Raw genomic sequence first — 18,640 nt, 5'->3', positions numbered from 1 at the left:
AACGTAATTCCTCGTCGCCTGAATAAAAGACCGCGACTTATTTACCGGCTCGACATTAAGATTAGATGAGGAATATGTCGAAACCGCACATAAAAACATGAATAAACATGCATAAAATGACATTCCAGCTGGCATGGCGCGAATCATCGATTCCAGAAAATATGCCAGGCAATGATTATCGCGATAAAGCGGCGAAATATTCAGCGAAAGTAAATGCCCATAAAAAATAATCGCGTCCGGCCTTTCCCTTCCGGCCGGCCATGCGCGCAATCCCGCATCAGCCGGAAATGCTCCCGACAACCAAGGGCAGCCATGCTTATAATGCCTGCGCGTAGTTCACTTCACACTGGCACCTATGAAAACTTACTTTATCGGCGATCTGCAAGGTTGCCATGCACAAACCGTCGAACTGATCGAACGGATCCAGGCGGCGGCAAGCGGCCCGTACCGGCTGCTGTTTGCGGGCGACCTGATCAACCGCGGCCCGGCCTCGCTCGCCACCCTGCGCCACGTGCATGCGCTGGCGCAGCAAGGCCTGGCCGACAGTGTCCTGGGCAACCATGACTTGCATTTGCTGGCCGTGGCCAACGGCATCCGGCCCGAGCATGCGTCCGATACGCTGACCGAGATCCTCGACGCGCCCGATCGCGACGAGTTGATCACCTGGCTGCGCCAGCGTCCGCTCGCCTTGCAGCACCAGGGGCATGTGCTCGTGCATGCGGGCTTGCTGCCGCAATGGAGCGCGACCCAGGCGTTGTCCCTGGGCGAGGAAGTGTCGACCATGCTGCGCAGCGATGGCTGGGTGGCGTTCCTGCGCAGCATGTACGGCAACGAGCCGGCCGCCTGGCGTGACGACCTGCAGGGCGCCGACCGGCTACGCTGTATCGTCAACGCCATGACGCGGCTGCGCTTTTGCACGCCGGACGGCGTGATGGACTTCAAGATGAAGGAGAGCGGCAGCGCGCCGCCGGGCTCCGGTCTGCTGCCATGGTTCGACGTGCCGGGCCGGCGCAGCGCGGGCGACACTGTCGTCTTCGGCCACTGGTCGGCGCTGGGACTGCAGTTGCGACCCGACCTGATCGGCCTCGATAGCGGCTGCGTCTGGGGCGGAAAACTGTCGGCCGTGTGCCTGGAAGACCGCTCGCTGCTGCAGGTCGACTGCCCCGCCTTCCAGCAGCACAGTGGCAAGCAGTAAGCAGTACGGCGCGCATATGCTTAATCGAAATCGGTCGTTGGCCCTGGCGCGCCTGCGCCGTATGATGCAGCTTTTGCCTGTGCCATCCCATGCATCCTGATACCGACAGACTGGCGCGCTGGCTGCTCGGCAGCCTGGAACTCGACACCGCCGTCCTGCATGTGGGCCAGTACTGTGGCCGCTGGCTCGCTTCCACGGCGGGCCGGGAACTGGGCAGCTTTCACCTGGTGCTCGATGGCCACTGCTATTTGCACCTCGATGGCGCGGCACCGATAGCGCTTGGCCCGCGCGACGGCGTCTTCCTGCTGCGCGACTTGCCGCATTTCCTCAGTCCGCACAGCGATCCGCTGCGGGCGGTCAGCGCGCAAGCGATGCTGCCGCTGCAAACACCCACGCAGCAGCCGGCGACGGCGCTGGCCTGCGGCTTCTTTCAATTTCGCGGCGCCCTTTCCGCGCTGATCGTCGACTCCTTCCCGCCATATCTGCTGATACGCGGCGACGCTCCCGCCTTCAGCGCCGCCGCAGCGCTGTTCGACCTGATCCTGCTTGAAGCGGGCGGCGATCCGGAACAACCGTCGCCGCTCATCGCGCGCCTGGTCGAACTGCTGTTCTTTTACCTGATCCGCCACGTGGCGCAGGGCGAGCAGGTGGCGGCCGGCCTGCTGTCGCTGCTGCACCAGCCCGCATTCTCGCCGCTGCTCGAACGCATGCTCGACGCCCCCGCTGACGACTGGTCGATCGAGAACATGGCCAAGGCGGCGTGCATGTCGCGCGCCAGCTTCTGCAAGCATTTCGCCAGCGCCAGCGGCCATTCGCCGGCCCAGTTCCTGCTCCTGCTGCGCATGAAGATCGCGGCGCGCCGGCTGCACGACGGCGTCTCCGTCGAACGCGCGGCCGAACTGGTGGGTTACCGCTCGCACGCCGCCTTTACGCGCGCCTTCAAGCGGGTTACTGGCGAGCAACCGGGCGCCTACCGGCGCGACCAGAGATTGCGCCAGCTGGCCAGTTGAAATCAAGGATCGCACAATCGCAGACGAACGAGCACAAAAGGACGACGCTGACGTCTGTTGCGTGTGCGATATGGCCGATATAATGCCCGGGTGACTTACCAACTTAGCAAGGTACCCCATGTCCCGTCTGACGCTGCACACTCTCGATACCGCCCCGGCCGATAGCCGCCCCTTCGTGGAAAAGGCCATCGCCAACAATGGCTTCCTGCCCAACCTGATCGGCGTGCTGGCCAATGCCCCGCTGGCGCTGGAAACCTACCTGACCGTCTCCGGCATCAATGCGCGCGCCAGCCTGACGTTAATGGAACGCGAAGTGGTGCAAATCACGGCCGCGCGCATCCACGGCTGCGATTTCTGCATCGCCGGCCATAGCGCCATTTCGCTGAAAAAAGCGGGCCAGACTCCCGACATCGTGCGCGCGCTGCAGCACGGCCAGCCGACGGGCGACGCCAAACTCGACGCCGTCGCCGCCTTCGCCACGGCCGTCATCGCCACGCGCGGCGCCGTCAGCGACGCCGAATACCAAGCCTTCCTGGCCGCCGGCTACAACGAACAGCAGGCGCTGGAAGTCGTGCTGGGCATCAGCCTGGCCACCCTGTGCAATTTTTCCAACAGCCTGGCCGGCACACCCGTCAATCCGCAATTGACGCCCTACCTGCCTGGCGCCGTCTGACATGGGCCACCTCAATCACTGGCTGCACACGCACGCCGACCAGCTCGACCAATCGTCGCAACTGGCTGAAACTGTACTTCCCGCGCTGGCCGGCGACCATCTGCTGGCCATCGGCGTGCCGCAGGAGCACGGCGGTGCGGGCGGCGACGTGCGCGACGCCATCGACGCCATCGCCAACGTCGCCGAGCAATCGGTAACGGCGGCCTTTGTCTTCTGGGGCCAGCGCTGCTTCATCGAATTCCTGCTGCAAAGCGAGAACCGCGCGCTGGCCGAGCGCCGCTTGCCCGGCCTGCTGGCCGGCACGCAGGCGGGCGCCAGCGGCCTGTCGAACGCCATGAAATTCTTGTCCGGCATCGAGCAGCTGCAAATCACGGGCGCGCGCCACGACGACGGCTTGCTGGTCGACGGCGGCCTGGCCTGGGTGACGAACCTGCGCAAGGCGGGCTTTGTCGCGGCCGCCGCCGTGGCGCCCAACGACGGCGCGCCACCGGCCATCGTCGCCTTCGACAGCGGCACGCCAGGCGTGCAGCGCAGCGACGACCTGGATCTGATCGCCCTGCGCGGCAGCAATACGGCCTCCGTCAAGCTGACGCAGGTGCACATCCCCGCCGCGGACATCATCAGCGACAACGCGCCAGCCTGGCTGCCGCAGGTACGCCCCTCGTTCCTCGGCATGCAGTGCGGCCTGTCGATCGGCCTGGCGCGCGCCAGCCTGGCCAAGGCGGCGCAGATCTCGGCCGGTTCGCGCAACGCGCTCACGCCGCGCATCGAAGCGCTGCAAGCGACCCTGGAGGCCGCCGTCGCTACCTTGCTGGCCGGCGTGCACGATGGCCGCTTCAAGGTGCAGGCGCCGGCCATGTTCCGCCTGCGCATACAGCTGGCCGATGTGCTGCAGCAAGCGCTGATGCTGGAACTGCAAGCGATGGGCGGGCGCGCCTACCTGAATGCCGAACAGCAGGGCTTTGCCCGCCGCTGGCGCGAATCGTCGTTCATCCCCATTGTCACCCCCAGCCTGACGCAATTGCAGGCAGCCTTGCAGCTGTTCGACAGCCAGCAGGCGGCCAAGGCGACAGGAGCCCCGGCATGACGGCAGCGACGCAAGACTGGGCGCTGCAGGCGCAGGACCTGAGCTACGCCTATCCGGGCACGGCACCCGTGTTCCAGCATGTCTCGCTGGGCGTGCGCAAGCGCGAAATCGTCTGCCTGCTGGGCGGCAGCGGCTGCGGCAAATCGAGCCTGCTGCGCGTGCTGGCCGGCCTGCAGCCGCCATCGACGGGAGCAATTCAATTCCTCGACGCCCCGATGCGCGAACCGGACCCGCGCAGCGCCCTCGTGTTCCAGCAGGCGAGCCTGCTGCCCTGGCTGAATGTCACGGGCAATGCCGGCTTCGGCCTGGACTTCAAGCACCAGCCGCAGCTCACGCGCGAAGCGCACCAGGCGCGCGTGGCGCAAGCCATCGACGCGGTGGGCTTGAAGGGCCGCGAAAAGCTGTATCCGTCCGCGCTGTCGGGCGGCATGGCGCAGCGCGTGGCGCTGGCCCGTGCGCTGGCGCGCGAACCGGAACTGCTGTTCGCCGACGAACCGTTTTCCGCGCTCGACGCCATCACGCGCGCCGAGATGCAGTCGCTGCTGGTCGACGTGGTGCACCGCTGGCATACGGCCGTGCTGCTCGTCACGCACGATATCGACGAAGCGATCCTGGTGGCCGACCGCATCTTGCTGATGGGCGGCAAGCCCGGCAACATCGTGCGCGAATGGCCCGTTGCCATCGCCCAGCCGCGCATCGGCCACAGCGCCGAGGTGATCGCCCTCAAGATGGATATCCTCGACGCCCTGCAGGCGCTGCAAAAGCAGGATCAAACGCCCGCCTTCGCCCACAATTAAACGACCGGAACTTTCCCATGACATTCGAAGATCACAACAAACCCCTGCATATCTGCGCCTCGTCCGATTGCGACTGCGGCCTGACGCGGCGCGACTTCCTGCGCATGTCGGCCCTGGCCACGGCCAGCGTCGCCTCGCCGCTGCTGTTCGCCGGCGACGCCATGGCCCAGCAAGGCCCGAAAGGCGACGACCAACCCGTAAAGATCGGCTACCTGCCGATCACCGACGCCACCCCGCTGCTCGTCGCCCACGCCCGCAAGCTGTTTGAAGCGGAAGGCTTGCAGGCGGAAACGCCGCGCCTGTTCCGCAGCTGGGCGCAGATCATCGAAGCCTTCGTCGCCGGCCAGGTCAACGTCATCCACCTGCTGTCGCCGGCCACCCTGTGGGTGCGCTACGGCGCCAAGTTCCCAGCGAAAGTCGTCGCCTGGAACCACGTCAACGGCTCCGCGCTGACGGTGGCCAACGAGATCAACAAGGTCTCTGACCTGGGCGGGCGCACGGTCGCCATCCCGTTCTGGTACTCGATCCACAACATCCTGCTGCAGCAAATCCTGTCCTCGAATGGCCTGACCCCGGTCACGCGCGCGCGCAACGCGGCCATCAAATCGAATGAAGTCAACCTGATCGTGCTGGCGCCGGCTGAAATGGTCTCCGCCCTGGCCAGCAAGTCGATTGCCGGCTACATCGTGGCCGAGCCGTTCAACGCGGCGGCGGAAAACGCCGGCATCGGCAAGATCCTGCGCTTCTCGGGCGACGTGTGGAAAAACCATGCGTGCTGCGTCACCTTCCTGTCCGAGCGCGACATCAACACGCGTCCCGAATGGGCGCAGAAGGTCACCAACGCCATCGTCAAGGCGCAGCTGTGGACGCGCTCGAACCAGGTCGACACGGCCAAGCTGCTGTCGAACGTGGGCGAGCACCGCTACACGCCGCATCCGCTGCAGGTGCTGACCAAGGTGCTGGCCACCACCGATTACGCCAGCTACGAAAAACAGGGCCTGATCGTGCACAAGAACTGGCAGCAGCGCCGCATCGACTTCCAGCCATATCCATTCGCCTCGTACACGGAAGAACTGGTGCGCGCCATAGGCCGCACCAAGGTCGAAGGCGATACGCGCTTCCTGGCCAATCTCGATCCGAAATTCGCCGCGCGCGACCTGGTCGATGACCGCTTCGTGCGCAAGGCCATCACCGCAGTCGGTGGCCCCGCCGCCTTCGGCTTGCCTGCCAACCTGCTGCGCAGCGAAACCGTGGCGGTCTGACGATGGCAAAGAAGTTGTTGACGAAGTTCGGCCTGCCCCTGGTGGGGCTGGCCTGTGCCTTGCTGTTGTGGTCCATGGGCGTGACGGCGCTGGAGAAATCCACGCCCATCGCCACCGCCTTCGCGCCCTTGCCCACGGCGCTGGCGTTCCGGGAAATGCTGGGCGGCCTTGACATCTGGCTGCACGTGGTACTGAGCCTGCAAAGGGTGGCTGTCGGCCTGGGGCTGGCGATCATCATCGGCGTGCCGCTGGGCGTGCTGGTGGCCATGTCGAAAAGCTTTTCCGGCGCGGCCATGCCGCTGTTCCAGCTGCTGCGCATGATTTCACCGCTGTCGTGGATGCCGATCGCCGTGATGGTGCTAGGGGTCGGTGACGCGCCCGTGTACTTCCTGCTGGCGTTTGCGGCCGTCTGGCCGATTTTGCTCAACACGGCGGCCGGCGTGGCGCGGCTCGACCCGAACTGGCTGCTGCTGGCGCGCAGCCTGTCGGCCACGCGCAGCGAGATCGTGTTTAAAGTGATTTTGCCGGGCATCACGGCCGATATCCTGACGGGCGTGCGCCTGGCCATCGGCATCATCTGGATCGTGCTGGTACCGGCGGAAATGCTGGGCGTGTCGGCCGGCCTCGGCTACTTCATCCTCGATACGCGCGACCGCCTCGCATATTCGGAGCTGATGGCCGCCATCGTGCTGATCGGGATTTTAGGGTTCATGCTCGACTACCTGGCCCGCGCCGCCCACGCGCGCTGGCTGCACGTCAAAAGCTAGGCGGTCTTTTCCAGCGGCAGCGCAGCGGCCACCGCCGTCTGCGTTGCCGCGGCCAGCTCACGCCGGTGCGCGTCGGCCGTAGCGACGGAAGCCAGGCAGGTCAGGCGCGCCGTGATCGGTGGGCCGCTCAGGATCGCCACCATGCTTTGCGCAAAGCTCATCTCGCCGATGAAATCGACGGCGTGATGTAACTCTCCCTTGTCATCCACATACACGAGCGCGAACGGCTGCACCGGTACTTGCGCATCGATGGCCGCCTCGAACAGGTTGGCGTGAAACGGCAGGATCTGTCCTTGCGCGGCGGTGGTGCCTTCGGGGAAAAACGCGATGCGCTCGCCCGCCGTCAATTTATCCACCAGGCCCTGGAAAATCAGGCGCAGGTCGCGCTTGCTGCCGCGCGAAATGAAGATGGTGCCGGCGCGCCCCGCCAGCCAGCCGAGGATCGGCCAGGCGCGGATTTCTGCCTTGGCGACGAAACGGCAGGGATGAACGGCATTGATGACGAAGATGTCGAGCCACGAGACGTGGTTTGCCACCACCATCGCATGGTCGAGCGCCGGCACGCTGTCGGCCGGCAGCGCCACGTGCACGCCGCAGATGTCGAGCAGCTGCGTCGACCAGCGGCGGATGCGCCGGTTGCGCCCCTCCAGGTCCAGCCAGGGAAAGAGCACGGCGCTCTTGGCCATGCCGCAGCCCAGGTGAATGGCGATACGCGCGAGGCGGTAGGTAAGCAGAAGTTTCAAATGACACCAACAAATAAACCAGAACCGAAATCCGGGAGCAGATAAGGGATGCCGGGGCAACGTGCCCCGGTCCATGGATCTGATTTTTTAACGCTGAAACGCCACCTGTCCAGCCACGATGGTTGCCTTGACGATGCCGCTCAGCTCATAGCCGAGGAAAGGCGTGTGCTTGCCCTGGCTGGCCAGCGACGCCGACGACACGGTCCAGCGCGCGGCGGGATCGAAGACGCAGATGTCGGCCGCTTCGCCCACGGCCAGGCTGCCGGCCGGGATGCCGGCGACCCTGGCCGCATCGGACGTGACCTTGGCCACTGCGCGCGCCAGCGGACGCGCGCCCGCTTGCGGCTGGTTCAAGGCATAGTCGTCGGCCCATTTCAGGGCCAGCGACAGCAGCAGTTCCAGCCCCGTGGCGCCCGGCGACGCTTCGCCGAACGGCAGCAGTTTTTCATCGTCGTCGACGGGCGTATGGTCCGAGCACATGGCGTCGACCGTGCCGTCGAGCAGGCCGGCGCGGATCGCATCGCGGTCGCGCTGGCTGCGGAATGGCGGCGTGACGCGCGCGTTCGAATCGAAAAAGCCGATATCGGCGTCCGTCAGGTGCACGTGGTGTACGCCCACGTCGCAGGTGACGGGCAAGCCTTCTGCCTTGGCGGCGCGGATCAGTTCCAGGCCCGCCGCCGACGAGATGCGGCACAGGTGCACGCGCGCGCGGCTGGCGCGCATCAATTCAAAGATCGTATGCAGGGCGATGGTTTCGGACATCACGGGTACGCCCGACAGGCCCAGGCGCGAGGCCAGCGGGCCGCTGTGGGCGATGCCGCCGCGGCCGATATGCGGATCCTGCGGGCGCAGCCAGACGGTGTAGCCGAAGGTGTTCGCGTACTGCATGGCGCGCAGCAGCACGGTGGTGTCTTCGATTGGTTCCTCCGCCTGTGCGAAGCCGATGCAGCCCGCTTCCGTCAGTTCCGCCATTTCCGTCAGCGACTTGCCTTTCAAGCCCATGGTCAGCGCGCCCAGCGGGTGCACGTGGGCCTTGTTCTGCGTCTTGGCGCGGTATTTCAGCATTTCCACCAGGCCCGGCTCATCCAACACCGGATCGGTGTCGGGCGGGCACACCAGGCTCGTGACGCCGCCTTGCAGGGCCGCCTGCAGTTCCGATTCCAGCGTCGCCTTGTATTCGTAGCCCGGCTCGCGCAGGCGCGCGGACAGGTCGACCAGGCCGGGGGACACCACCAGGCCGGCCGCGTCAAAGGTGGTATCGGCCGTGAAACCGGCCGGGGCGCTGCCCACGGCCAGCACTTTGCCATCGGCGATAAACAGGTCTTGCAAGCCATCGATGCCGTTGGCAGGGTCGATCAGGTGGCCGTTCTTGATATGTAGTGTCGTCATGCTCGCTTACTCGTCCTTGGGCTATCAGCCCTGATTACCAGCCAAAATACTCATCACCGCCATGCGCACGGCGATACCGAACGTCACCTGCGGCAGGATCACCGCCTGCGGACCGTCGGCCACGGCCGAATCGATTTCCACGCCGCGGTTCATCGGGCCTGGATGCATGACGATGGCGTCCGGTTTCGCCAGCGCCAGGCGCTCGGGCGTCAAGCCGTAGCTCTTGAAATATTCCTGCGCCGAGGGCAGCAACGCGCCGCTCATGCGTTCATTTTGCAGGCGCAGCATGATGATCACGTCCACGCCCTTGAGGCCTTCATCCATGTTGGTGAAGGTGCGCACGCCCATTTGCTCCAGGCCGCCCGGCAGCAGGGTGTGCGGGCCGATGGCGCGCACTTCCGGCACGCCCAGCGTGGTCAGCGCGTGGATGTCGGAACGCGCCACGCGGCTGTGCAGGATGTCGCCCACGATGGCCACCGTCAGGTTGGTGAAATCCTTCTTGTAGTGGCGGATCGTGTACATGTCGAGCAAGCCCTGGGTCGGGTGCGCGTGGCGTCCGTCGCCCGCGTTGACGACGTGGACGTGCGGCTGCTTGGTGTCGATCAGGTGCTTGGCGATCAGGTAGGGCGCGCCCGACTGCGCGTGGCGCACGACGAACATGTCGGCATGCATGGCCGACAGGTTGTCGATGGTGTCGAGCAGGGACTCGCCCTTGCTGGCCGACGAGGCCTGGATATTGAGGTTGATGACGTCGGCCGACAGGCGCTTCGAGGCGATCTCGAAGGTGGTGCGGGTGCGCGTGGAGTTTTCAAAGAACAGATTGAAAACGCTCTTGCCGCGCATCAGCGGCACCTTTTTCACATCGCGGTCGGAAATGCCGACGAACGAGGAAGCGGTATCGAGAATGTGGTTGACGATAGACTTCGGCAGGCCTTCAATCGTCAGCAGATGTTGCAGTTCGCCGTGTTTATTCAGTTGCGGATTAAGCATGGTGGGTATCTAGGGTGAGCGTGAATTTTCCATCGTCGGCTTGCTTCAGGACCAGGGCCTGGCCCGCCGGCACGGCAGTGAAGGCAGCCACGAAATCGGCGGCCACCGGCAACTGGCGCTCGCCGCGGTCGACCAGGGCGGCCAGCATGATCTTGGCCGGACGGCCATAGTCGAACAATTCATTGATGGCCGCGCGCGTGGTGCGGCCCGTGTACAGCACGTCGTCGACCAGCAGGATGGTGGCGCCGGCCACGTCGAAGGCGATCTGCGTCGGCTTGACGTCGGCATGCAGGCCTTTCTGGGCGAAGTCGTCGCGATAGAACGACACGTCGAGCACACCCAGACGGTCGACCAGGTTCAGGTCGCGCGCCAGGCGTTCGGCCAGCCAGGCGCCGCCCGAATGGATGCCGACGATGGCCACGTTGGGGATGCCCGCCAGGCCGCTCTGCACCTGCTGCAGCAAGACCTCGTACAGGGCCTCGGCGTCGAGTTGGGATGGATTCGTAGGATGCGGCATAGAGTTCTTAATCATTCAGGGAGGGAGTCTAAGGTCAGATTAATAATTCGCGTCGAAATACTGTTGCAGGATAATGGCGGCGGCGCGGTCATCGATGACTTCGCCGCGCTTGGCAGCGATGACGGCCGAGGAATAACGTTCGTCGACCAGTTCCACCGGCAGGTTGAAGCGGCCATGCACCTGGTTGGCGAAACGGCGGCAACGCGCGCTCATCTCGTGTTCGGTGCCATCCGGATGGCTGGGCAAGCCCACCACGATGCGGCTCGCGCCCCACTCCTTGATCAGGCTATCGATGGCGGCAAACTTCGGCTCATTTGCCGTGGCCGTGATCACGCTGAGCGGCTTGGCCTGGCAAATCATGCTGTTGCCGATGGCCACGCCGATGCGTTTCAAGCCGAAATCGAAGGCGAGGATGGTGTCGATGGCGTCACCGCTCATGCGTGGCCAGCCTCGCTCGCCAGCATCAAAGGGTCGATGCCCAGCAATTTGATGGCGGCCACGTAACGCTGCTCGATGGGGAAGTCGAACAGGATGTCGGCCGAAGCACCCACCGTCAGCCAGCCGTTGCGGCCGATCTCGTCTTCCAGCTGGCCCGGGCTCCAGCCCGAATAGCCGATCGACACCAGCATGCGCTCGGGACCATCGCCCTTGGCGACGGCTTCGAGCACGTCGATCGAGGTGGTAAACGCGATTTCATCGGTCACCGTCAGCGACGAGGAATAGTGCGCGCCCGGCGTATGCAGCACGAAGCCGCGGTCGTCCTGCACGGGGCCGCCGAACATGATCGGTTCATTGATGATGGGTGTGTCGCTGCCGGCCGCCAGTTTCAGATCGATGCGGTCGAACAGCACTTCCATGGTCATGTCGGTGGGTTTGTTGATGACGACGCCCAGCACACCGTTTTCATTATGTTCACAAACGTACACGACCGTGCCGCCGAAGACCGGATCTTGCATGGCCGGCATCGCGATCAGGAAATGGTTGGCCAGATTCAAGGTGGAGGAACCGGTCGCGGCCGGTTCTCCCACACCCTGCATCAAACGATGTCCTGGTAGAGTCTGGTCGATTTTACTCTTTTTCATACGCGATGCTCTCTCTGTGGGCTTGCTGGCAAGTCTCGCTTACCCCGCTATCGTACGCCTGGCGCAAGCTGCCGCGCATGTCGGGCGGCGAGAATCGTGTTGCCAGGCGCTATTCTTGTTATGTTATAAATTAATGATCAATTCGCTTTGCCGGCAGTCGATTGCCATGCCAATTGTAAAATTGATTGCACAATCGCGGTCGCACATAAAGCACCACGAACATACCCGGTAGTTTACACTGAATTGCCGCCGCAGCGACGCCAAAGGCACGACGTGAGCGGCCATAAAGCCCTGTTGGCGGCAAAAAATGGCCTATCTTTGACCCTGAACACGTAAAAATAATGACAATCAAGACTTCCCTGGTGTGGTTTCGGCGCGATCTGCGCGCATTTGACCATGCTGCATTGCATCACGCCCTGCGCCAGAGCCAGGCCGTGCATTGTGTCTTCGTCTACGACACCGCCATCCTGGCAACGCTGCCGCGCCGCGACCGGCGGGTCGATTTCATCCATGCCAGCGTGGCCGAGCTGGCCGACGAGCTGCGCCAGCTGGGTGGCGACCTGATCGTGCTGCACGCGGACGCCGCCGAAGCCATCCCGCGCCTGGCCGCCGAGCTGAACGCCGACGCCGTGTTTGCCAACCACGACTACGAAGCGCAAGCGATCGCCCGCGACGCCAGGGTGGCGGCCGCGCTCACGCACGCGACGCGCCTGTGGTTCAGCTTCAAGGACCAGGTGATCTTTGAAAAGGACGAGGTGCTGACGCTTTCGGCCAAGCCCTACACCGTCTACACGCCGTACAAGAATGCCTGGCTGAAGAAAATGCGCGCCGAACCGGGCTGCCTGGCGCCGCTCGATATCGAACCGCATGCGGCCAGCCTGGCGCCGCCGCGCGCCAGCACGCCGGCCCCGCTGCCCACCTTGGGCGAGCTGGGTTTCGAGGCCAGCAACCTGGCCGAACTGGCCATTCCCACCGGCATGTCGGGCGCCAGCACGCTGTTCGAGGATTTCCTGCCGCGCCTGGCCCGCTATGACGTGGCGCGCGATTTTCCCGCCCTGAAGGGGCCGTCGTATTTGTCCATGCATCTGCGCTTCGGCACCGTGTCGCTGCGCTACCTGGTGCGCAGCGTGGTCGACCTGATGGACCGGGGCGGTGGCGGCGACGGCGCGCCCGTGTGGCTGGCCGAACTGATCTGGCGCGATTTCTACGCCATGATTTTGTACCAGAACCCGCATGTGGAAGGCGGCGCCTTCAAGCCGGCCTACGACGCGATCGCCTGGGAAACGGGACCCGAGGCCGATGCCGCCTTTGCCGCCTGGTGCGAGGGACGCACCGGCTATCCGCTGGTGGACGCGGCCATGGCACAGCTGAACCAGACGGGCTATATGCACAACCGGCTGCGCATGGTCACGGCCTGCTTTTTGATCAAGGATCTGGGCATCGACTGGCGCCGCGGCGAAGCGTACTTCGCGCTGCACCTGAATGACTTCGACCTGGCGTCGAACAACGGCGGCTGGCAATGGGCTTCGTCGTCCGGCTGCGACGCCCAGCCCTACTTCCGCATTTTCAACCCCATCACGCAGTCGGAAAAATTCGATGCGAACGGACGCTTCATCCGCCGCTACCTGCCGCAGCTGAAGGCGCTGGGCGACAAGGAAATCCACGCGCCCTGGCTGGTGCCGCGCATGCTGCTCGAACAAAAAAACATCGTGCTGGGACGCGACTATCCGGAGCCGCTGGTGCAGCACGATGAGGCCCGCAAGGAAACGCTGGCGCGCTATGCAGTGGTGAAGGTGGTGGCGTAATCCGGCCGGTGGTGGCGCCGGTTTACGCCACGCCACCGCCCAGCAAGCGCCCCACTTCCGCCAGCAATTCCTCTTCCTGGAACGGTTTGCCGAAATACGCATTCACGCCCAGCTCGAACGCGTGCGCGCGATGCTTGTCGGCGCTGCGCGAGGTGACCATGATGACGGGGATGGCGCGTGTCTTGTCGTCGCTGCGCACATTGCGCGTCAGGTCGAAACCGTCCATGCGCGGCATTTCCACGTCGACCAGCAGCAGGGCCGGCATGGCGGCCGGTTCCAGCGCATGCAGCTGCTCCAGCGCATCGAGGCCATCCTTGGCCAGCAGCACCTGGTAGCCTTCGCGCTCGAACAAACGCTGCATCACGCGGCGCACCGTCAGCGAATCGTCGACCACCATCACGCGCACGGCTTGCACGGCCAGTGCGCTGGAGGCGGCATGCTGTTCGCTGCTGGCCAGCGCGTATTGCGACAGCAGTTCCGGATGGTGTTCCAGGTGCTGCGCCAGCGCCACCGGATTGAGGATCAGCACGATGTCGCCGGTGCCCAGCACCGTGGCGCCGGCGATGCCCGGCATGCGCGCCAGTTGCGGGCCCACATGCTTGACCACGACTTCGCGGTTGCCCACCACGTCATCGACCTGCAGCGCCAGCCTGTCATTGCCATTCCTCAGCAGCAGCACGGGCGCATGGCGCTGCGTGGCCTGCGCCGCCGGCGTCTCGCCCAGCATGGCCGACAGGTGGTGCAGCGCCAGCGACTGCCCGTGCGACTCGATGCGCCCGGCCGCCCGCACCTGCTGCAGCTGCTCGCCTTTCAGGTGCAGCACCTGCTCCACCAGCACCGATGGCAAGGCATACGTCTTGCCGTTGGCCGCCAGCAGCACCACTTGCGTGACGGCCAGGGTCAGCGGCAAGTGAATGGTAAAACGCATACCCTGGCCGGCCTGCGTCAGCGTTTCCACTCTTCCGCCCAGGGCCAGCGCTTCGGAGCGCACGATGTCCATGCCAAAACCGCGTCCTGCCAGTTCCGTCAGGCTGTCGGCGGTGGAAAAACCGGGCGTAAAAATCAGTTCGGCCGCCTGCGCGTCGGTCAAAGGCGCATCCGTCGCCACCAGGCCGGCGCCGTGCGCCTTGGCGCGGATGCGTTCCAGGTCCAGCCCCGCGCCGTCGTCGGAAAAGGCGATCGCCACTTCATTGCCCTGCTGGCTGACCTGCACCAGCAGCTCGCCCGTCTCGCTCTTGCCCGCAGCCAGGCGCGCCTCGCGCGGCTCGACGCCGTGCACGATGGCGTTGCGCAGCAGGTGCTCAAACGGTGCCGCCATGCGTTCGAGCACGCTGCGGTCGATTTCCACGCCGCCGCCGCGGATGTCGAGGTTGACGCGCTTGTCGACTTCCTTGGCGCTTTGCCGCGCCACGCGGAACAGCCGTTCGGCGATGCTGGCAAACGGCACCATGCGGATCTGCATCAGGTCGCGCTGCAGCTCGCGCGTCAGGCGCGCCTGCAGCACCAGGTCGTCCGTCACCGCGTCGACACTGAGGCTGAGGTTTTCATGGAACGAGGCCACGTCGTTGACGCTTTCGGCCATCATGCGCGTCAGTTCCTGCAGGCGCGTAAAGCGATCGAATTCGAGCGGGTCGAATTCGCGCTCGCTGCCGACGGCCATGCGCGAGGCGATCTGCGATTCAGCCTGCATTTCCACTTCGCGCAGCTGGCGCCGCAGGCGCGCCAGGTTGTCGGAAAACTCGGACAACGAAGCGCCCAGCACGCCGACTTCATTTTCCATTTTAGAGCGCGTGATCGACACTTCGCCGGCCTGGTTCACCAGGCGGTCGAGGATGTCGGCGCGCACGCGCACCAGCGCCGCCTTCGGTTCGGCGGCCGGCGTGTCTTCCATGCCCGGCAAGGGCAGCAACGGTTGCTGCAGCTGCTCGAACAGGTGCAGCGCATGGTCGTAATGGGCCAGCAATTCCTCGAAGGCCTGCGGCGTGGCGGTACCGGCGTGCAGCATGTTTTCGATATGCGTCTCGATTTCATGCGCATGCTGGCCCAGGCGCATGGCGCCGGCCATGCGCGCGCTGCCCTTGACCGTATGCAGGGTGCGCAGCAGCATCTGCGCCTGGCCGCTGTCATGCGGCTGCTGTTGCCAGCTGCGCAGCGCCTCGCCGATCTGCGGCAGCAGGTCGGCGCCCTCCTCCAGGAAGACGGACAATAAATCGAGGTCGAGTTCATCGCTGATGCCGGCGCTCGCCGCCAGCAGCGCCGCCGCATCGGCCGGCATGATGGCGGGCGCCGGCGCTTCCGGCGCCGCGTGTTCCAGCGGCGGCACGTGTTCAAAACCGGCGTCGAACAGGTCGTCGCTGGCACCGCTGTCCTGCATGGGCGCCGGCACTTCAGCCGCAGCGGGCTGCAGCGCGTCGGCGACGATGCTCGCATACGCCGCCTCGAACAAAGTTTCGAGCTGCGGCAGAGGGACTTCGGCGAGTGGCTCGGCAGCTTGCGCCGGCGCGCCGACGATGCTGGCGTAGGCGGCGGCAAACAGGGCGTCGAGCCGCTCTTCCTGACTCTCGCCGGGCGGCGCCGTCAGGGCGCGCCACAGGGTGTTGAGCGCTTCGATCATGTCCGGCTGCGTTGGCGCCAGGTCGCCCAGCGCAAACGCCTGCAGCATGTGCCCGATGCGCTGCGTGGCTTGCTCCAGCACGTCGTGCTGTTCGGCGCGCAGGCCGGCCAGCGGCGGCACCACCGTTTCGATCACCGTTTCCAGCGCGTGCGCCAGGTCGCGCAGGGACTGGAAACCCACCGTGCCCGACGTTCCCGCCAGGGTATGCACGGCTTGCAGCGCCTCCGCGCTGACGGCCCGCTGTTCATGGCGCCATTCGCCAAAGTCGCGCGTCAGCACGCGCAACAATTCATCCGTCTCGGCCAGGTAGATGTTGTACAAGGGCAGGCTGATGCGCAGGTCGCCGACGTGCTTGAGGTGATCGTCAGGCGCTTCGTGGGCGGCGGGCGCCGTGGCCGACGGAAAGCCGATCACGTTGCCGTTGCCAGCCACCGGTGCGGCCGATGCCGGGCGAGGCTTGCGCAGTTCGAACGGACCGCCTTCACGCACGCGCTCGGCCGCCGCCAGCAGCATGCCGGCCTCGCGCTCGCGCCCTGCGCCGCCTTCCAGTTCGGCCACCCATTCGCTGAGCTGGTACCAGCCGTAGTTCAGCAGGGTAAACAGATCATCGCTGACAGGGCGTGCTTCGGCCAGCCAGGTATTCAAGACACGTTCGATGGCGTCGGCCGCCTCGGCAAACTGCGCCAGGCCGATCATGCGGCTGCTGCCTTTCAGCGTGTGGAACGAGCGGCGCAGCATGGCCAGGTGGTCGCCGCTGGCGGCCTGCTCGCGCGGCAGGGCCAGCGTGGCATCGACAAAGGCCAGCACTTCGCGCGCTTCGGCGATGAAGATATCGAGCATCTCCGCGTCGACATCGGTCGCGGCCGGCGCGGCATCCATGCCGGCAGGCGCTGCGGGCGCCAGGGCCTGGTCGAGCAAGGGCACCGGCACGGCGCCGGCGGCGGCGACTTTTTCAAATGGCAGCGCGCGGAAGGTGCCGGCAGCGGCATCGAAATGGAAACGTCCGCTGGCCGCTTGCGCGTTGCGGCCCAGCATATCGACAAAAAATCCCAGCGCGCTGACATTTTGCGCGATGTCGTCGAGCGCCGCGGCGTGCGCGTCCGCCTTGGCGTCCGCGTTGGCGTCGCCAGCGGCCAGCTGCCGCACCGCCGCATCGACCTGCAGCACGGCGGCGCGCGCGTCTTCCTGTCCCAGCCCGGCCAGCTGCTGCTGCAACCGTTCCAGCACGGGGGCAACGCCATCGAGGGCCCCCGCCACGCCACGCGAGGCATCCGCGTAATAGGCGTTGAGCACCTTTTCCACCTGGCGCAAGCCCGTCTTCATGTCCTCGGCCAGCGCGGCGACGGTCTGGCCCTGCTCGATCTGGCGCGACAGCTCGCCCGCCGTGACGGGCGGCGGCGCTTCGCCAGCGAGCAGCGCCTGCAGGCGCGCGGCGATGGTTTCCGCATTGCCGGCAAAATCGTCGGGCAGGCGGCGCAGCTGCTCCAGCCCCGTGTCGGCAAACAGCAGCGCCATGCCGATTTCATTCTCCAGCGCCGCACTGCGCCCGCTGGCCACGGCTAGCCGCGCCACGGCCGCGCATTCGCGCAGCAGGCTGGCCAGGGCTGGCTGCTTCAGGATGTCGGTCTGCGCCGCCACCTGCTGCAAAGACTGTTCGAATGCGTCGCCCAGGGCGGGATCAAGGTCGGCTTGCGCCAGACGGCTCCAGTTGGCGCGCGCCTGCGCCAGGGCCGCGCGGGCGCCGTGCAAGGCATCCTGGTCGACCTGGCCGTAGCGCCGCGCTTCCACGTCGGCGGGCACTTGCCCCTCCAGCGCGAAGGCGGCGCGCAGCTGGCGTGCCTGCGGCGTCGGCGCGTGTGCCGCGGCGATGAAGTACAGGGCGTCGCGCAGCATCGCTTCGGGCAGGCTGGCCGTGCCCTGCGCCAGGCGGCGCAATTGCAGATTGATCAGGCCGAACAACTGTTTGACGTTGAGCGTGCCCATGCCCTCGCCGCTGGCCGCCAGCCCCGCAAACGCCTGCATGGCGAACCAGAAGGTACGCGCCGGCGCTGCCTGCTGCGCGTCGGCCACCAGGGCCAGGGTGGCATGCAAGTCGCTGGCGTGCTGGCGCCGCGCCGCGTCATCCTGCGCTTTCAGAAAGGGCAGCAACGACTTTTCAAAGCGCCCGCGCCAGGCGGGATAATCGGCTGCCGGCGGCGATTCCGCCAGCGCGATGGCATGCCCTTCCAGCGTCGATGCAGGCGGGAAAAACAGGTCGGCCGGGTGGATGCGCTCGGCGCCCAGCATGGTTTGCAGGTCGCGGTAGTAGGGAAACAAACGCGTCGGCTGCGGCGGCGTGCCGGCTACCAGGTCTTCCAGGTATTCGGTCAGGGCCTGATACAGGTCGGCGACGATCTGCGCATGGTCGAGCGTGTATTCCAGGCTGCCGTCGCGAAAGCGCGCCAGCGCCTGTTCCGCGCCATCCGTCAGCAGGCTGGCACCGGCCACGTCCACCATCACCAGCGCGCCATGTGCCTGGTGCAGGTGCGAGCGTGCATGCTGCAGTGCCGTGGCGCGCTCCTCGCGCTGGCGGCCACCGGCTTCAAACAGCGCCGTTTTCGAGCGGCCCAGCGCTTCGCGGATTTCCACCATCACCCACGACAACGGCTCGCTGTCGAACGGCTTGGACTGCTGCGGACTATCAGGTGTGCTCATGCATGCCTCGGTAAG

At 65.6% G+C, this 18,640-nt stretch carries 16 protein-coding genes; 9 read left to right on the top strand and 7 right to left on the bottom strand.

Annotated features, from left to right (window positions below; translation table 11 throughout):
• The first annotated feature begins 107 nt into the window (after nt 1-107).
• The 8 genes from ACP7DW_RS02580 (at nt 108) to ACP7DW_RS02545 (ending at nt 6,791) form a co-directional block, all read left to right on the top strand.
• A complete protein-coding gene (locus tag ACP7DW_RS02580; protein WP_426053541.1) occupies nt 108-230 on the top strand; it encodes a hypothetical protein in 123 nt (40 codons plus the stop codon).
• Between the two features lie 125 nt (nt 231-355).
• Nucleotides 356-1,195 (top strand): symmetrical bis(5'-nucleosyl)-tetraphosphatase, encoded by an 840-nt coding sequence (locus ACP7DW_RS02575; RefSeq protein ID WP_426053542.1) that lies wholly within the window; start codon nt 356-358, stop codon nt 1,193-1,195.
• An 89-nt stretch (nt 1,196-1,284) separates the two neighbouring features.
• Nucleotides 1,285-2,205: an AraC family transcriptional regulator gene (locus ACP7DW_RS02570; RefSeq protein ID WP_426053543.1), complete on the top strand. Its 921-nt coding sequence runs from the start codon at nt 1,285-1,287 to the stop codon at nt 2,203-2,205.
• A gap of 118 nt (nt 2,206-2,323) precedes the next feature.
• Nucleotides 2,324-2,878 carry a carboxymuconolactone decarboxylase family protein gene (locus ACP7DW_RS02565; RefSeq protein WP_219132777.1) on the top strand — a complete coding sequence of 185 codons (555 nt, stop codon included), beginning with the start codon at nt 2,324-2,326 and terminating at the stop codon, nt 2,876-2,878.
• 1 nt (nt 2,879) lies between these two features.
• A complete protein-coding gene (locus tag ACP7DW_RS02560) occupies nt 2,880-3,965 on the top strand; it encodes an acyl-CoA dehydrogenase family protein (RefSeq protein WP_426053544.1) in 1,086 nt (361 codons plus the stop codon).
• Nucleotides 3,962-4,762, top strand: coding sequence for an ABC transporter ATP-binding protein (locus ACP7DW_RS02555; RefSeq protein WP_426053545.1), 801 nt, complete (start codon nt 3,962-3,964; stop codon nt 4,760-4,762). Before ACP7DW_RS02560 ends, ACP7DW_RS02555 begins: the two co-directional genes overlap by 4 nt.
• A gap of 17 nt (nt 4,763-4,779) precedes the next feature.
• Complete coding sequence (locus ACP7DW_RS02550) at nt 4,780-6,024, top strand: ABC transporter substrate-binding protein (protein WP_426053546.1); 1,245 nt, start codon at nt 4,780-4,782, stop codon at nt 6,022-6,024.
• A gap of 2 nt (nt 6,025-6,026) precedes the next feature.
• The gene (locus ACP7DW_RS02545) at nt 6,027-6,791 is read left to right on the top strand and encodes an ABC transporter permease (protein ID WP_426053547.1); all 765 of its coding nucleotides are present in this window, start codon (nt 6,027-6,029) and stop codon (nt 6,789-6,791) included.
• Here ACP7DW_RS02545 and ACP7DW_RS02540 read toward each other — a convergent pair.
• From ACP7DW_RS02540 to ACP7DW_RS02515, 6 genes are all read right to left on the bottom strand, one after another.
• Nucleotides 6,788-7,534, bottom strand: a complete 747-nt coding sequence (locus ACP7DW_RS02540) for a lysophospholipid acyltransferase family protein (RefSeq protein WP_426053548.1) — start codon at nt 7,532-7,534, stop codon at nt 6,788-6,790. The two genes, ACP7DW_RS02545 and ACP7DW_RS02540, sit on opposite strands and share 4 nt — an antisense overlap.
• 87 nt (nt 7,535-7,621) lie before the next feature.
• Nucleotides 7,622-8,923, bottom strand: coding sequence for a dihydroorotase (locus tag ACP7DW_RS02535; RefSeq protein WP_426053549.1), 1,302 nt, complete (start codon nt 8,921-8,923; stop codon nt 7,622-7,624).
• Between the two features lie 24 nt (nt 8,924-8,947).
• Nucleotides 8,948-9,913, bottom strand: coding sequence for an aspartate carbamoyltransferase catalytic subunit (locus ACP7DW_RS02530; RefSeq protein ID WP_034746695.1), 966 nt, complete (start codon nt 9,911-9,913; stop codon nt 8,948-8,950).
• A complete protein-coding gene (pyrR, locus tag ACP7DW_RS02525) occupies nt 9,906-10,430 on the bottom strand; it encodes a bifunctional pyr operon transcriptional regulator/uracil phosphoribosyltransferase PyrR (RefSeq protein ID WP_426053550.1) in 525 nt (174 codons plus the stop codon). Before pyrR ends, ACP7DW_RS02530 begins: the two co-directional genes overlap by 8 nt.
• 39 nt (nt 10,431-10,469) lie before the next feature.
• A complete protein-coding gene (gene ruvX, locus ACP7DW_RS02520; protein WP_232730726.1) occupies nt 10,470-10,868 on the bottom strand; it encodes a Holliday junction resolvase RuvX in 399 nt (132 codons plus the stop codon).
• Nucleotides 10,865-11,467 carry a YqgE/AlgH family protein gene (locus ACP7DW_RS02515; protein WP_099762174.1) on the bottom strand — a complete coding sequence of 201 codons (603 nt, stop codon included), beginning with the start codon at nt 11,465-11,467 and terminating at the stop codon, nt 10,865-10,867. The genes ruvX and ACP7DW_RS02515 overlap by 4 nt, the downstream gene beginning before the upstream one ends.
• Nucleotides 11,468-11,853: 386 nt before the next feature.
• Here ACP7DW_RS02515 and ACP7DW_RS02510 point away from each other — a divergent pair, with 386 nt between their 5' ends.
• On the top strand, nt 11,854-13,317 hold the full coding sequence (locus ACP7DW_RS02510; RefSeq protein WP_426053551.1) for a cryptochrome/photolyase family protein: 1,464 nt from the start codon (nt 11,854-11,856) through the stop codon (nt 13,315-13,317).
• Between the two features lie 22 nt (nt 13,318-13,339).
• On the opposite strand, the gene ACP7DW_RS02505 is transcribed toward ACP7DW_RS02510, so the two are convergent.
• Nucleotides 13,340-18,625, bottom strand: a complete 5,286-nt coding sequence (locus ACP7DW_RS02505; RefSeq protein WP_426053552.1) for an Hpt domain-containing protein — start codon at nt 18,623-18,625, stop codon at nt 13,340-13,342.
• Nucleotides 18,626-18,640: the final 15 nt, after the last annotated feature.

It is taken from the genome of Janthinobacterium sp. PSRC1-1, assembly GCF_049897525.1.
Taxonomy (GTDB): Bacteria; Pseudomonadota; Gammaproteobacteria; order Burkholderiales; family Burkholderiaceae_D; genus Janthinobacterium; species Janthinobacterium tructae.
Note: the sequence above shows the minus strand (reverse complement) of the source record. Positions and strands in the feature narration are given on the sequence as shown.

What these genes read in the sequence shown, in the direction of transcription:
- ACP7DW_RS02580 (WP_426053541.1), top strand. Translation starts at nt 108, where the DNA reads ATGCATAAAATGACATTCCAGCTGGCATGGCGCGAATCATCGATTCCA.
- ACP7DW_RS02575 (WP_426053542.1), top strand. Translation starts at nt 356, where the DNA reads ATGAAAACTTACTTTATCGGCGATCTGCAAGGTTGCCATGCACAAACC.
- ACP7DW_RS02570 (WP_426053543.1), top strand. Translation starts at nt 1,285, where the DNA reads ATGCATCCTGATACCGACAGACTGGCGCGCTGGCTGCTCGGCAGCCTG.
- ACP7DW_RS02565 (WP_219132777.1), top strand. Translation starts at nt 2,324, where the DNA reads ATGTCCCGTCTGACGCTGCACACTCTCGATACCGCCCCGGCCGATAGC.
- ACP7DW_RS02560 (WP_426053544.1), top strand. Translation starts at nt 2,880, where the DNA reads ATGGGCCACCTCAATCACTGGCTGCACACGCACGCCGACCAGCTCGAC.
- ACP7DW_RS02555 (WP_426053545.1), top strand. Translation starts at nt 3,962, where the DNA reads ATGACGGCAGCGACGCAAGACTGGGCGCTGCAGGCGCAGGACCTGAGC.
- ACP7DW_RS02550 (WP_426053546.1), top strand. Translation starts at nt 4,780, where the DNA reads ATGACATTCGAAGATCACAACAAACCCCTGCATATCTGCGCCTCGTCC.
- ACP7DW_RS02545 (WP_426053547.1), top strand. Translation starts at nt 6,027, where the DNA reads ATGGCAAAGAAGTTGTTGACGAAGTTCGGCCTGCCCCTGGTGGGGCTG.
- ACP7DW_RS02535 (WP_426053549.1), bottom strand. Translation starts at nt 8,923, where the DNA reads ATGACGACACTACATATCAAGAACGGCCACCTGATCGACCCTGCCAAC.
- ACP7DW_RS02530 (WP_034746695.1), bottom strand. Translation starts at nt 9,913, where the DNA reads ATGCTTAATCCGCAACTGAATAAACACGGCGAACTGCAACATCTGCTG.
- pyrR (WP_426053550.1), bottom strand. Translation starts at nt 10,430, where the DNA reads ATGCCGCATCCTACGAATCCATCCCAACTCGACGCCGAGGCCCTGTAC.
- ruvX (WP_232730726.1), bottom strand. Translation starts at nt 10,868, where the DNA reads ATGAGCGGTGACGCCATCGACACCATCCTCGCCTTCGATTTCGGCTTG.
- ACP7DW_RS02515 (WP_099762174.1), bottom strand. Translation starts at nt 11,467, where the DNA reads ATGCAGGGTGTGGGAGAACCGGCCGCGACCGGTTCCTCCACCTTGAAT.
- ACP7DW_RS02510 (WP_426053551.1), top strand. Translation starts at nt 11,854, where the DNA reads ATGACAATCAAGACTTCCCTGGTGTGGTTTCGGCGCGATCTGCGCGCA.
- ACP7DW_RS02505 (WP_426053552.1), bottom strand. Translation starts at nt 18,625, where the DNA reads ATGAGCACACCTGATAGTCCGCAGCAGTCCAAGCCGTTCGACAGCGAG.